Raw genomic sequence first — 14,042 nt, 5'->3', positions numbered from 1 at the left:
AAAAACCCCGCTCTGCGGGGTTTTTTTATGCCTGATCGTTGATAATCGTTTGGCTGAGCTTCCAGTCGGCCAGCGCCTGTTGGCGGCGGCGTTTGAGCTCGTCGCGGATCGCGGTGCCCTGCAATCCGCTGGCCACCACCTCTTTAATCGATACCGCGTTTGCCACCTGATACGCCTGGCGCAGATAGTCGCCCTGCGGATAAGGGTTCTCCTCAAAGCCGGTGCGGCCGCGTGCGTCCGCTTCGCTGGTGAGGATCATCTGCTCCAGCCTTTGGGGCTTGCGCCAGACGTCGATGGCGTCGAACAGCTTCAGCAGGGTTTCCGGCCGCAGCTTGTTCACGGTGTGGATCAGATCATGGTACTCGGCCACCAGCTTGCTCAGATCGCGCACTGGGTTGGGCACCCGCAGCCGCTGGCACAACGCTTCGACCAGCCGCACGCCCGCCGGGCCGTGGCCGTGGTGATGCGGCCAGAACTCTTTCGGCGTCAACCCCTTGCCGAGGTCATGGCACAGGGTGGCGAAGCGCACGTCCACCTCCGGCGTGAGGCGGGCGGCAATCGCCAGCGCCATCAGCGTGTGCACGCCGGTGTCGATCTCCGGGTGCCACTTGGCGGGGGCCGGTACGCCGAACAACGCGTCGATTTCCGGGAACAGCACCGCCAGCGCATCGCAGTCGCGCAACACCTGAAAATAGACCTGCGGGCTCTGGCTTTGCAGCGCCTTTTCGGTCTCCTTCCAGACACGTTCGGCGGTCAGCGCCGCCAGTTCACCGCTGTGGGCCATTTGGCGCATCAGGGCGAGCGTTTCGTCGGCGATGCGAAAGCCCAGATGGGCGAAGCGAGCGGCGAAGCGCGCCACGCGCAGTACGCGCAGCGGATCTTCGCCGAACGCGTCGGAAACGTGGCGCAGCACGCGCGCCTGCAGATCGGCCACGCCGCCGTAAGGGTCAATCAGCTCCCCTTCCGCGGAGCGGGCGATGGCATTGATGGTCAGATCGCGCCGCAGCAGATCTTCTTCCAGCGTCACGTCCGGCGCGGCATAGCAGGTAAAACCGGTGTACCCCTGGCCGGATTTGCGCTCGGTGCGCGCCAGCGCGTACTCCTCGTGGGTGTCGGGGTTGAGGAACACCGGAAAATCTTTGCCGACCTGCTGATAGCCCAATGCCAGCAGCTCCGCCGGCGTGGCGCCCACCACCACCCAATCATGATCGACCACCGGAATATTGAGCAGGCTGTCGCGAACGGCGCCGCCGACCAGATAAATCTGCACTGTTGACTCCTGAATATCGTGTAAGGCTCTGTCTATCAGATTACATGAATTGGCCGCGGGATGTCGGCACCAATGAAAAGGGCGCCCGCAGGCGCCCATACTCAAACTGAACGATACTGAGATCAGTTCATCCAGCGGTTGTTGTTCTTGCGGCGCGGGATCAGGTGCGGCAACAGCAGGCCCAGCAGCAAACCGACGCCGGCGACGCCGCCGCCATACATGAACCACTGCAGGATAATGGTGCGCTGCTTGTCGTCGAGCTGCAGGTTAACGGCGTTGACCTTCTTCTGCGCGACCACCAGCTGGTTTTTCAGATCCTGGTTTTCCTTCTGCAGGCTGCTGATGGTGCTGTCGCTGCCCGCGACTTTTTCCTGCATTTCCGCCGTGCGCTGGTTCCAGGTGTTATCGATGTTGGCCAGCTTGTCGGTCAGGGTTTTCACCTGCTGTTCCAGCTCGGGCACGCGGGTGCGCAGGCTTGGCGTCTGGCTGAGCTGATCGAGCGGGATCCAGGTGGTGCGGCCTTTCGGATCGCGGATCTGGCCGTAGTTGGTGCTGTCGTTGACGCTCAACAGGGTGACTTCTTCACCGGCGTTCAGAGTGCCGACAATACGGTACTGATTACCTGGGCCGCTATGGACGTAAGTGCTTAACTCATCGGAGATATAGCGTTTATCTTCGGCATGTGCGGCCCAAGTGATGCTGAAGCTCAGCGCGGCAAGGCAAATCAGGCGTAATTTCTGCATTAGTTCATCGTTTCTGGGTGAATTTATGGAACGATAGTAGAGCGTTCAGTCTGACGACGCAACGCCAAAACCGGAATGAGAACTATCTTACTGTGGCTGATTCTGTGAGTTGCGCAGCGTTTTATAACGTAACAGGTTTTTTCTACAGTTAGCAGGGTTAAGGCGCCGGGAATCGCGGTAAGATAACGGTAACTGTGCGTCATTGGGCAGCATACGGCGGGCCGAGCGCGCCGCGCTGAAACCGACGCGAATGCGTAACTTATTGGTGTTAAAGAATTATGACCGTTGAAATTGAACTGAAATTCATCGCCGCGCCGCAAGCGGTGGCCGCTCTGCCACAATGGCTCGCCGCCTGGCCGCATCAGCATTCCGCGCCGCAAAAGCTGACCAACATTTACTTCGAAACGGCCGACAACGTCCTGCGCCGTCACGACATGGGGCTGCGCATTCGCGGTTTCGACGATCGCTATGAGATGACCATCAAAACCGCCGGTAAAGTGGTGGGCGGACTGCACCAGCGCCCGGAATACAATGTCGCTATCGCCGAGCCGCAGCTAGCGTTGGCGCTGTTCCCTGCCGATATCTGGCCGCAGGATTGCGATATCGCGGCGCTGCAGCAGGCGTTGCAACCGCTGTTCCGTACCGATTTCGTGCGCGAGAAGTGGGTGGTTACTTACGGCCAAAGCGAGATCGAGATTGGCCTGGACCAGGGCGAGGTGCGTGCCGGTGACCTCAGCGAAGGCCTGAGCGAGGTAGAGCTGGAGCTGCTTAACGGCAATACCGCCGATCTGCTGGCGTTGGCCGGTGAGCTGGCGGCGCATGGCGGGCTGCGTCAGGGCAGCCTGAGCAAGGCGGCGCGTGGTTACCACCTGGCGCAGGGCAATCCGCCGCGTGAGGTGCGCCCGCTGCGGGTGCTGAAGCCGGCGGCGAAGGCGACCGTGGAGCAGGGGATGATCGCCGCTTTCGAGTTGGCGCTGAGCCATTGGCAGTATCATGAAGAGCTGTGGCTGCGCGGCGATGCGCAAGCGCGCGCTTCAGTCATCGAGGCAGTCGGAACGATTCGCCAGGCGCTGGTGATCTTTGGCGGCCTGGTGCCGCGCAAGGCCAGCGCCGATCTGCGCGCTCGCCTGACCGAGCTCGAGCCGCTGTTGGCGGACAAAGCCGCGCAACCAGAGGCCCTGTGCTACAGCGCCGCCTACCTGCAATGTAAGTTGGCGCTCACATCATGGCTGGTGAGCGGCGCCTGGCGGCCGTTTATCGACGCCAAAGCGCAGGCCAAGCTGGATGGTTCTTTCAAACGCTTCAGCGACATCATGCTGGGGCGCAGCGGCGCAGAGCTGAAAGAAGCCTTCAGCCGTACGCTGAACGAAGATGAATATCAGGAACAATTGCCGCGTTTGACGCGGCAGATTTCGGCGTTGGTCCTGCTGTCGGGCGCTTATCCCGACGAGCAGACCGGCCCTTATATTGACGCCTGGCGCGAGCTGCAGGCGGCGCTGAGCGAGCGCCGCCAGGGTTGGTATGAAGCCAGCCGCAAACAGGCCTTATCGCATGCGCCATTCTGGTTAAACGGCGCGCTTCGTTAATCAAGCCGGCCCGCCAAGCCGTGGGCCGCAGAACGGGTCATACACTATGTCGCCACTTTCAGCCGTGTTACAGGCTCAGGCACAGCAGGTTGTGCAGCGTTTTCAGGAAGTTCACGGCGCGGACAGCGCCTTTAGCGAACAGGAGCAGTGGGTGCTGGCGTCGAGCGACTTCGTTAGCGACGCGCTGCTTGCCCAGCCGGCCTGGCTGGCGACGCTGCGCGAACAACCGCCGGCGCCCGGCGAGTGGCAACACTATGCCGCCTGGCTGCAGGACGAGCTGGAAGAAGTACGCGATGAAGCGCAGCTGATGCGCACGCTGCGTCTGTTTCGCCGTGAAACGCTGGTGCGCATCGCCTGGGCGCAGGCGCAGGGGCTGTGTTCGACCGAAGAAACGCTGCTGCAGCTGAGCGGACTGGCGGAAACGCTGATCGTCAGCGCGCGCGACTGGCTGTACCAAACCTGCTGCCGCGAATGGGGCACGCCGTGCAATGCTGCCGGTGAACCGCAGCCGCTGTTGGTCCTCGGCATGGGCAAGCTGGGCGGCGGCGAGCTGAATTTTTCGTCGGATATCGATCTGATCTTCGCCTACCCGGAAAACGGCCAGACTCAGGGCGGGCGGCGCCAGTTGGACAATGCCCAGTTCTTCACCCGCCTCGGCCAGAGGCTGATCAAGGCGCTGGATCAGCAGACCATCGACGGCTTTGTCTATCGCGTCGATATGCGGTTGCGGCCGTTCGGCGACAGCGGCCCGTTGGTGATGAGCTTTGCGGCGCTGGAAGATTACTATCAGGAGCAGGGGCGCGACTGGGAGCGCTATGCGATGGTGAAGGCGCGCCTGATGGGCGGCGCGGAAGACGCCTACAGCCAGGAGCTGCGCAAAACGCTGCGGCCGTTCGTGTTCCGCCGCTATATCGATTTCAGCGTCATCCAGTCGCTGCGCAACATGAAGGGCATGATCGCCCGTGAAGTGCGGCGGCGCGGCCTGAAGGACAACATCAAGCTGGGCGCCGGCGGCATTCGCGAAATTGAATTCATCACCCAGGTCTTCCAGCTGATCCGCGGCGGCCGCGAGCCGGCGCTGCAGGGGCGTTCGCTGCTGCCGACGCTGCAGGCGGTGGGTGAGCTGGGGCTGCTGGAGGCCGAGCAGGTGCGGGCGCTGAGCGCCGCCTACCTGTTCCTGCGGCGGCTGGAGAATCTGCTGCAGGCGATCGGCGATCAGCAAACCCAGACGCTGCCGCAGGATGCGCTCGATCAGGCGCGGCTGGCCTACGGCATGGGTCTGGCGGATTGGCCGGCGCTGATGGCGACGCTGGATGCGCACATGCAGGCGGTGCGGGCGGTGTTCGACGACCTGATCGGCGACGATAGCCCGGATGTCGGAGAAGATCCCGACTACCAGCACTACCACAGCCTGTGGCAGGATGCGCTGGAGGAAAGCGAGATGGCGCCGCTGACGCCGCACCTGGACGAAGAGGGGCGCCGACAGATGCTGCGCACCATCGCCGATTTCCGCCACGATGTCGATAAACGCACCATCGGCCCGCGCGGCCGCGACGTGCTCGATCAACTGATGCCGCGCCTGTTAGCGGAGGTATGCCCGCGCCAAGACGCGCCGACCGCGTTGGTGCGGCTGGCGCAGCTGCTGCTCAGCATTGTCACCCGCACTACCTACCTCGAACTGCTGGTGGAGTATCACGCGGCGCTCAGTCATCTGATCCGCCTGTGTGCCGCTTCGCCGATGGTCGCCAACCAGCTGTCGCGCTACCCGCTGTTGCTGGACGAACTGTTGGATCCGGCCACGCTGTATCAGCCGGTGGCGTTGGACGCCTACCGCAGCGAGCTGCGCCAGTACCTGCTGCGAGTGCCGGAAGACGATGAAGAGCAAAAGCTGGAGGCGCTGCGCCAGTTCAAACAGGCGCAGCAGCTGCGCATCGCCGCAGCGGATATCGCCGGCGCGCTGCCGGTAATGAAAGTAAGCGATCACCTGACTTATCTGGCGGAGGCGATCATCGACGCGGTGGTGCAACAGGCCTGGAGCGACATGGTGGCGCGCTATGGCCAGCCGACCCATCTGCAGGAGCGCGAAGGGCGCGGCTTTGCGGTGATCGGCTACGGCAAACTGGGCGGCTGGGAGCTGGGTTACAGTTCCGATCTCGATCTGGTGTTCCTGCTGGATTGCCCGCCGGAGGTGATGACCGACGGCGATCGCTGCATCGACGGCCGCCAGTTCTACCTGCGGCTGGCGCAGCGGGTGATGCATCTGTTCAGCACCCGCACCTCCTCCGGCATTCTGTATGAGGTGGACGCCCGCCTGCGGCCTTCCGGCGCTGCGGGGATGCTGGTCAGCACCGTCGAGGCATTCGCCGACTACCAGCAAAACGAAGCCTGGACCTGGGAGCATCAGGCTCTGGTGCGCGCGCGTATCGTGCATGGCGACCCGGCGCTGCACCAGCAGTTCGACGCGATCCGCCGCGAGATCCTGTGCAAAACGCGCGATGCGGAGATCCTGAAGCGCGAAGTGCGCGAGATGCGCGAAAAGATGCGCAACCATCTCGGCAACAAACAGCGCGATCTGTTTGATATCAAAACCGATGAGGGCGGCATTACCGACATCGAATTTATCGCCCAATATCTGGTCTTACGCTATGCGCCGGGTGAACCACGGCTGACGCGTTGGTCGGACAACGTGCGCATCTTTGAGCTGATGGCCAATTACGACATCATGCCGGAAGAGGAGGCGCGCGCGCTAACGCAGGCCTATGTCACCATGCGCGACGAGATCCACCATCTGGCGCTGCAGGAGCATTCCGGCAAGGTCGGCAGCGAGCTGTTCGCCGCCGAGCGCGAGCAGGTGCGTACCAGCTGGGCCAAATGGCTGGATTAATACCTTTTTGCGGGTATTCCGGCGGTCTGTGGTAATATCTGCGCCACTAAAATTTTGTACTTTTTTGGAGTTATCGGATGAAAGTTACGCTGCCTGATTTTCGCCGCGCCGGTGTGCTGGTGGTCGGTGACGTCATGTTGGATCGCTATTGGTATGGGCCGACCAGCCGCATTTCACCGGAAGCCCCGGTGCCGGTGGTCAAGGTCGATACCATCGAAGAGCGTCCCGGCGGCGCGGCTAACGTGGCGATGAACATCGCTTCGCTGGGTGCCAATTCCCGCCTGGTGGGCCTGACCGGCATCGACGATGCGGCGCGGGCGCTGAGCGCCAAGCTGAATGAAGTCAACGTGCGCTGCGACTTCGTCTCGGTGCCTACCCATCCGACCATCACCAAGCTGCGCGTGCTGTCGCGTAACCAGCAGCTGATCCGTCTCGACTTCGAAGAAGGCTTCTCCAACGTCGATCCGCAGCCGATGCTGGAGCGCATTCAGCAGGCGCTGCCGCAGATCGGCGCGCTGGTGCTGTCCGATTACGCCAAGGGCGCGCTCAGCCAGGTGCAGGGCATGATCCAACTGGCGCGCGCCGCCAAGGTGCCGGTACTGATCGATCCGAAAGGCTCTGACTTCGAGCGCTATCGTGGCGCGACGCTGCTGACACCGAACCTGTCCGAGTTTGAAGCGGTGGTGGGCCACTGCAAGGATGAGGCGGAACTGGTGGAGCGCGGCATGAAGCTGGTGGCGGATTTCGAGCTGTCGGCGCTGTTGGTCACCCGTTCCGAACACGGCATGACGCTGTTGCAGCCGGGCGTTGAACCGTTGCACTTGCCGACCCAGGCGCAGGAAGTGTTCGATGTGACCGGCGCCGGCGATACCGTGATCGGCGTACTGGCTGCCTCGCTGGCCGCCGGCAATTCGCTGGAAGAGTCCTGTTTCCTGGCCAACGCAGCCGCCGGTGTGGTGGTGGGCAAGCTCGGTACTTCTACCGTGTCGCCAATCGAGCTGGAAAACGCGGTGCGCGGCCGTGCCGAGACCGGTTTTGGTGTGATGACCGAAGCGCAGTTGAAACACGCCGTGGCGCAGGCGCGTCAGCGCGGCGAGAAAGTGGTGATGACCAACGGCATCTTCGACATTCTGCATGCCGGCCACGTCTCCTATCTGGCCAATGCCCGCAAGCTGGGCGATCGCCTGATCGTGGCGGTGAACAGCGATGCGTCGACCAAGCGCCTGAAAGGGGAAACACGCCCGGTCAACGCGCTGGAAAACCGCATGATCGTGCTGGGCGCGCTGGAAGCGGTGGATTGGGTGGTGCCGTTCGAAGAGGATACGCCGCAGCGCTTGATCGCCGACATCCTGCCGGATCTGCTGGTGAAAGGCGGTGATTACAAACCGGAAGAGATTGCCGGCAGTACGGAAGTGTGGGCCAACGGCGGCGATGTCAAAGTGCTGAACTTTGAAGACGGCCTGTCGACCACCAACATCATCAAAGCGATCAAAGACGGGCGCGGCTAACGCCGGGCGACCTAAAAGAACAAGGGCGCGCGATGCGCGCCCTTGGCGGAATTATTCGTCTTCCTGTTTGGCGGCCGGTGCCGCGCTCAGTTTGCTTTCCAGCTCGGCCATGCGCTGTTCCAACAGCGCCAGCTTCTCGCGGGTGCGCAACAGCACCTGAGTCTGTACGTCGAACTCTTCGCGGTTAACCAAATCCAGGCGGGTCAGCTGCGATTGCAGTACCTGACGGATTTTTTTCTCAACGTCTTCCCCGAATTCACGAACGCCTTTAGGCATGGACTCATGAACCTGGCGTGCGATTTGTTCGATTTTTTTCGGGTCAATCATGGCGTATCCCTTTCAGAGTTTAATAGCTGCCGCTTAGTGTAATGCGAGTTGCCCGCCGGATAAACCATTAAGCGCATTCGCCGTGCGTGGCCGAATTGTGCTTTTGCCAATTGCCCTGCCTACCCATTAGCGTTATAGTCATCCTGCTTATTCTCAGGGCGGGGTGCAAGTCCCCACCGGCGGTAAATCACCTTCTACGGTGAAAGCCCGCGAGCGCTCAGCCAGCCTGTAAGGGCCGGTTAGAGGTCAGCAGATCCGGTGTAATTCCGGGGCCGACGGTTATAGTCCGGATGGGAGAGAGTAACGGTATCTGCCGGGCTTGCGCCCGCTTGCGTTATTTTTTTAGCTATTGCTAGCTACTCCTCAAGATCGCCCTGGTTCTGGTAATCCATAATTTTTAATGAGGTTTTTTACCATGAATCAGACGCTACTTTCAGACTTCGGCACGCCGACAGAACGCGTTGAACGCGCGATTGACGCACTGCGCAACGGGCGCGGTGTGATGGTGCTCGATGATGAAAACCGTGAAAACGAAGGTGACATGATCTTTGCCGCGGAAACCATGACCGTTGAGCAGATGGCGCTGACCATTCGCCATGGCAGCGGTATCGTGTGCCTGTGCATCACCGAAGAACGCCGTCAGCAGCTTGAACTGCCGATGATGGTGACCAACAACTCCAGCCAGTTCCAGACCGCCTTCACCGTGACCATCGAAGCGGCACAGGGCGTGACTACCGGGGTTTCCGCTTCCGATCGCCTGACCACCATCCGTGCGGCGGTGGCAGACAGCGCCAAACCGAGCGACCTGAACCGTCCAGGCCACGTGTTCCCGCTGCGCGCGCAGCCGGGCGGCGTGCTGAGCCGTCGCGGCCACACCGAAGCGACCATCGATCTGGTTTCCATGGCCGGTTTCAAACCTGCCGGCGTGCTGTGTGAACTGACTAACGACGATGGCAGCATGGCGCATGCGCCGGAAGTGATCACCTTCGCCAAACAGCACGACATGGTGGTGCTGACCATCGAAGATCTGGTGGCCTACCGCCAGGCGCACGAGAAAAAAGCCAGCTGATAGCCGGCCGCTTTCTACGATAAAAAAGCCGCGTAACGCGGCTTTTTTTGTGGCTACCGTTTTGACAGGCGTTCGCCGATGCGGCTGGCGTAATTCATCACGTGGAAGGTGTAGTTCTCCTCCACCGTGCCCTGGAACAGATGGGCCCAGGGGCCGATGGCGTAGATGCCGAGATCTTCCCCGCCGTGGGTCTCGCTTTTCAGCGGCACCAGCGCCGGCTGAATAAAGTCGGGCGCGGTAGCTTGCTCCATGGTCAATGTGGGGCGTTCGGTCAACGGGATCGCGCCGCCGGGGCCATTGGCGAAGCCGACGGTGGTGTAGGGCTTGCCGTCGCTGCCCAGCAGCGGTTTGTCGTTGACCCCCACGGAAATGCCGAGGATAGGGTTACCCCGCTTGGCATAGCCGGCGATGGTCAGCGTGTGGCTATGATCGCCGGTCACGATTACCAGCGTATCGCTTAGATCGACCTTATCGACGATGGTTTTCACCGCCTCGTTCAGGGCGACCGCGTCGCTCAGCGTGCGGTAGGCGTTACCATTGTGGCTGCCGTGATCGATGCGTCCGCCCTCCACCAGCAGCAGGTAGCCTTCGGGATTCTTGGCCAGAATATCGATGGCCTTGCCGGTCATTTCCGCCAGAGAAGGTTCGCCCGCCGAGTCTTGCCGCCGATCGTGCTCGAAGTTCATGTGCGACGGTTCAAACAGGGCCAACAGGTGATCGACCTTACCCGGTTCGATTTTGTCGAACTGTGCCTGATTCCATACATATTGCCCTCGCTCGCCATAGCGTTGCAGCCAGACCTGCGTCAGATCGCGGCCATCCTTTCTGGCGCCTTTCTTGCCGGGGTATTCCGGATCGCTCACGCTGTCGGGCAGGAAGTTGGCGCGCCCGCCACCCATTGCCACGTTGAGGCCGTTGCCGTACTTCATTTCCACCAGCTGGCGCGCGATGTCGCGGCAGCCTGCGGCAAGGGCATCTGCCGGCATTTTTGCGTCGGATTCCCAATCGCGGTTGGCAATATGGGCATAGGTGGCGCCCGGCGTGGCGTGGGTGATGGTTGCGGTCGTCACAGCGCCGGTGGACATGCCGAGCGTTGCGGCCATCTCCCACAGTGTGGTGACGGCCTTGGTTTGTTGATCCTCACAATTGTTGAGGGTCGCCGTATGGTTGAGGCCCATCAGATCGTTGATGGTTTTGACGCCGGTGGTCATCGCTACCGCGCTGGGTGCAGAGTCGGTGATTTGGGCGTCGGCGGAGTAGGTTTTGGCCGCCGCCAGATAGGGGAAGGCCTCCCAGGCCAGCACGTTGGATTCGCCGTCTACGCCGCGCTGCTGCCCCTCAAAAATGCGGGCGGCGGTCACGGTGGAAAACCCCATGCCGTCGCCGACCACCAGAATGACGTTTTTGGCTCGGTTGGTGTTTGGCGTCTGTTTCAGCCGCTGTTGCAGCTGGGCTTGCGCTTGAAGGAAGTAAGGATCTTCGCGCTGCGTCAGCTGCGCGTTGTCCGCCGCGCCGGCGGTTGCCGTCCAGCCGGCGAGTAAGGACATGGAAAGCGCCACGCGGGTTGCCAGTGTGAGTTTGAACATGAATTCCTCCTTGGTGAAACGTAATTCCCATCGCGCGGCGGGGCTGTCGGCACCCGTCGGCAGAGGAGGAGTGTATAGATTGCGTTAACAAAAAATACATAAATTGTTCACAAATTAGATCTGTGTGGCAGTAATGCTATGGCATTCATGTTTCTTATTAATTAATTGAAATATATGAATTTTTTATATTTCTGTCTGTCGGCACATTCCTCCGTTTTTAATTCAAATTTATTGAATATCTTCATCACGGTTATCCGGCTGTGTTGGTGCGGCAAAGCGCGTAATGTAGCGGCATAGCACAATTTGAACTAAGGATCTCCCTATGAACACCTCTCGTATGCCGGCACTGTTTCTTGGCCACGGTAGCCCGATGAACGTGCTGGAAGACAACCGTTACACCCGGGCATGGCGTGCGTTGGGTGAGTCATTGCCGCGTCCGAAGGCGATCGTGGCGGTTTCCGCGCATTGGTATACCCGCGGCACTGCGGTCACCGCGATGGAAAAACCCAAAACCATTCACGACTTCGGCGGGTTCCCGCAGGCGCTGTTCGATACCCGTTATCCGGCGCCGGGCTCTCCCGCGCTGGCTGCGCAGCTGCAGCAAATGCTGGCGCCGGTGCCGGTGACGGCCGATCTGGGCGAGTGGGGGCTGGATCATGGCTCCTGGGGCGTATTGATCAAGATGTATCCCAATGCCGACATCCCGGTGGTGCAGCTCAGCGTCGACGGCACGCAGCCGGCGGCCTATCACTATGAACTGGGCCGCAAACTGGCGGCGCTGCGCGATGAGGGGGTGATGATCGTCGCCAGCGGCAATGTGGTGCATAACCTGCGCATGGTGAAATGGCAGGGCGATACCAGTGCCTACCCGTGGGCAGAATCGTTCAATAACTTTGTCCGGGATAACCTGCGTTATCGGGGCGATAACCACCCTCTGGTGGATTTCATGCGCCATGAGGGGGCGGCGCTGTCCAATCCGACGCCGGAGCACTATCTGCCGTTGCTGTATGTGCTCGGCGGTTGGGATGGAAAAGAGGCCATCAGCGTGCCGATCGACGGTATCGAAATGGGGGCGCTGAGCATGCTGTCGGTGCAGGTGGGGTAAAGAAAAAACGCCAGTCAGAGACTGGCGTTTTTGTCTTCAGCGGCGCGATCAGCCGAGGATGGTGTGCGGGTAGAAGCGCGACAGATCCTGCGTGATCAGTTCGCGATCTTCGCGCAGGCCGATGCCGCACGGCTGATCGTTCACCAGCCAGCTGCCGATCAAGGTGTAGCTGTCTTCGAACTTCGGCAGCGGGTGGAACTGCTGCACGATCATGCCTTCTTCACCGTAAGGCCCATCGACGCGCGCCACTTCCTGACCGTTTTCGACGATCTGGATATTGGCGCCTTCGCGTGAGAACAGTGGTTTGGTGACGTAATGATCCATCGGCGGATGATCGTCTTGCGCGAAATAAGCCGGCAACAGATTCGGGTGGTTCGGGAACATTTCCCACAGCAGCGGCAGCAGCGCTTTGTTGGAGATGATGCTCTTCCAGGCCGGCTCCAGCCAGCGCACGCCGGCGTCTTCCAGCTTGGTGGAGAACATCTCGCGCAGCATGAATTCCCACGGGTAGAGCTTGAACAGGTTACCGATCACCTGATCCTGCAGATCGGTAAACTGGCCTTTCTCGCCGAGACCAATCTCCTCCATGAACAGGAACTCGGTCGGCAGACCGGCTTCCTGCGCGCAGTCCTGCAGATATTGCACCGTGCCGCGATCTTCTTCGCTGTCCTGGCAGCACGCCAGGTGTAACAGGCCGAAACCGTGATGCGCTTTCAGCTCGGCGAAACGCTCGATCAGCTTCTCCTGCAGGCTGTTGTATTGATCCGATTCCGGATCCAGCTTGCCGGCGTTGATCTGGTCTTCCAGCCACAGCCACTGGAAGAAAGCCGCCTCATACAGCGAGGTTGGTGTATCGGCGTTGTTCTCCAGCAGCTTCGGCGGATTGACGCCGTCGTAGGCCAGATCGAGGCGCGAGTATAGCGACGGCTGGTTGGTGCGCCAGGAGCTGCGCACGAACTCCCAGGTGTGTTTCGGGATGCAGAACTTGGCCATCAGCTCGTCGCTGCCGACCACTTTTTCCACCACCTGCAGGCACATCTGGTGCAGCTCGGCGGTGGCGTTTTCGATCTCTTCAATCTGCGCCAGCGTGAACTGGTAATAGGCGTCTTCACACCAGTACGGCTCGCCATACATGGTGTGGAAACGGAAACCGAACTCGGTCGCTTTTTCACGCCAGTCCGGGCGCTCGGTAATAGCAATACGTTTCATGCATTAACCGCCCATGCTGCGAGAGCCGGAGTGGGAGGTGGCGCTGCTGCGCTGCATGCTGGTCTGCTTGGCCACGGTCTCGCCGAAGCCACCGCGGGTAACGGTGTTGGTGACCGCAGGCTTCGGCGCCATGGCGGTTTTCGGCACCGTCATGGTGCGGCCGCCGGCGGTGGCCGGGCCGTAGCTCTTGCCGCTGGCGTCGACAAACTTGCCGTTCGCCGGGCTGGCGGCGTTCTTGGAGGTGAACAGCGGTTGCTGCGCGAAGCCGGAGCCGCCCATCAGGCGACCCATCATGTAGCCCGCCATCAGCGGCATCCAGAAGCTGCCGCTGCTCTGCGATTCCGCCGCCATGCCGGCCTGCGCCGGAGCCTGGGTGCACTGCGCTTCGCCGAACTCGGCGACGCAGTCTTCGCGGGTAGCGTATTTCGGCGCGGTTTTCGCCGCCTCTTTCAGGGCGTTGTTGTAGGCGGTAGTGCACTGCTCGCTCATCGAAGGATTGGCGCGCGAACAGTCATCGGCATTCTGATACAGGGAGACCGTTTCATCGCTCTTCTCGCAGCCGGCCAGCATAAAGACAGCGCTGATCGCCAAGGCCACGGGCGCGACACGGTAGCTGCGCCAGGATTTGCGGAACGTCTCTTGGTTGATGTTTTTTGTCCGTTTCATCGTTATCAATCCCATCATGCGGGCTGTTTTCGCCCTTTCCCAGTAGTGGCGCTAAGGATAGGGGAAACATGGTCAAAATTAAAGCTGAA

The 14,042-nt window shown here is 61.0% G+C and carries 11 protein-coding genes and 1 riboswitch; of the genes, 5 read left to right on the top strand and 6 right to left on the bottom strand.

The window, feature by feature from the left end; all coding sequences use genetic code 11:
• Window positions 1-25 precede the first annotated feature (25 nt).
• Both EGY12_RS04285 and EGY12_RS04280 read right to left on the bottom strand, forming a co-directional pair.
• The gene (locus EGY12_RS04285; RefSeq protein ID WP_123892681.1) at window positions 26-1,270 is read right to left on the bottom strand and encodes a multifunctional CCA addition/repair protein; all 1,245 of its coding nucleotides are present in this window, start codon (window positions 1,268-1,270) and stop codon (window positions 26-28) included.
• 122 nt (window positions 1,271-1,392) lie between these two features.
• Entirely contained in the window at window positions 1,393-2,013 is a 621-nt protein-coding gene (locus tag EGY12_RS04280; protein WP_074055039.1) for a TIGR04211 family SH3 domain-containing protein, read from the bottom strand.
• A gap of 278 nt (window positions 2,014-2,291) precedes the next feature.
• Here EGY12_RS04280 and EGY12_RS04275 point away from each other — a divergent pair, with 278 nt between their 5' ends.
• The 3 genes from EGY12_RS04275 (at window position 2,292) to hldE (ending at window position 7,991) form a co-directional block, all read left to right on the top strand.
• Window positions 2,292-3,599 (top strand): inorganic triphosphatase, encoded by a 1,308-nt coding sequence (locus tag EGY12_RS04275; protein WP_123892680.1) that lies wholly within the window; start codon window positions 2,292-2,294, stop codon window positions 3,597-3,599.
• Window positions 3,600-3,645: 46 nt separating this feature from the next.
• Window positions 3,646-6,483 (top strand): bifunctional [glutamate--ammonia ligase]-adenylyl-L-tyrosine phosphorylase/[glutamate--ammonia-ligase] adenylyltransferase, encoded by a 2,838-nt coding sequence (gene glnE / locus EGY12_RS04270; protein WP_123892679.1) that lies wholly within the window; start codon window positions 3,646-3,648, stop codon window positions 6,481-6,483.
• Window positions 6,484-6,560: 77 nt separating this feature from the next.
• Window positions 6,561-7,991 carry a bifunctional D-glycero-beta-D-manno-heptose-7-phosphate kinase/D-glycero-beta-D-manno-heptose 1-phosphate adenylyltransferase HldE gene (gene hldE, locus EGY12_RS04265; protein ID WP_123892678.1) on the top strand — a complete coding sequence of 477 codons (1,431 nt, stop codon included), beginning with the start codon at window positions 6,561-6,563 and terminating at the stop codon, window positions 7,989-7,991.
• 51 nt (window positions 7,992-8,042) lie between these two features.
• Here hldE and EGY12_RS04260 read toward each other — a convergent pair whose 3' ends face one another.
• A complete protein-coding gene (locus tag EGY12_RS04260) occupies window positions 8,043-8,318 on the bottom strand; it encodes an accessory factor UbiK family protein (RefSeq protein ID WP_004937216.1) in 276 nt (91 codons plus the stop codon).
• Between the two features lie 145 nt (window positions 8,319-8,463).
• Window positions 8,464-8,624, top strand: a riboswitch (FMN riboswitch).
• A 109-nt stretch (window positions 8,625-8,733) separates the two neighbouring features.
• Between EGY12_RS04260 and ribB the strand changes: the two genes are divergently transcribed.
• The gene (ribB, locus tag EGY12_RS04255; protein ID WP_004937218.1) at window positions 8,734-9,387 is read left to right on the top strand and encodes a 3,4-dihydroxy-2-butanone-4-phosphate synthase; all 654 of its coding nucleotides are present in this window, start codon (window positions 8,734-8,736) and stop codon (window positions 9,385-9,387) included.
• A gap of 53 nt (window positions 9,388-9,440) precedes the next feature.
• On the opposite strand, the gene EGY12_RS04250 is transcribed toward ribB, so the two are convergent.
• Window positions 9,441-10,973 (bottom strand): alkaline phosphatase, encoded by a 1,533-nt coding sequence (locus EGY12_RS04250; protein ID WP_123892677.1) that lies wholly within the window; start codon window positions 10,971-10,973, stop codon window positions 9,441-9,443.
• A gap of 322 nt (window positions 10,974-11,295) precedes the next feature.
• Between EGY12_RS04250 and ygiD the strand changes: the two genes are divergently transcribed.
• Window positions 11,296-12,078 (top strand): 4,5-DOPA dioxygenase extradiol, encoded by a 783-nt coding sequence (gene ygiD / locus EGY12_RS04245; protein ID WP_049198473.1) that lies wholly within the window; start codon window positions 11,296-11,298, stop codon window positions 12,076-12,078.
• Window positions 12,079-12,126: 48 nt separating this feature from the next.
• Here ygiD and EGY12_RS04240 read toward each other — a convergent pair whose 3' ends face one another.
• Complete coding sequence (locus EGY12_RS04240; RefSeq protein ID WP_025304316.1) at window positions 12,127-13,287, bottom strand: glutathionylspermidine synthase family protein; 1,161 nt, start codon at window positions 13,285-13,287, stop codon at window positions 12,127-12,129.
• Between the two features lie 3 nt (window positions 13,288-13,290).
• Window positions 13,291-13,953 (bottom strand): DUF1190 family protein, encoded by a 663-nt coding sequence (locus EGY12_RS04235; RefSeq protein ID WP_123892676.1) that lies wholly within the window; start codon window positions 13,951-13,953, stop codon window positions 13,291-13,293.
• Window positions 13,954-14,042 lie beyond the last annotated feature (89 nt).

Origin of the sequence: Serratia sp. FDAARGOS_506 (genome assembly GCF_003812745.1) — a bacterium.
Taxonomy (GTDB): domain Bacteria; phylum Pseudomonadota; class Gammaproteobacteria; order Enterobacterales; family Enterobacteriaceae; genus Serratia.
This window is presented reverse-complemented; position numbering and strand designations above follow the sequence as displayed.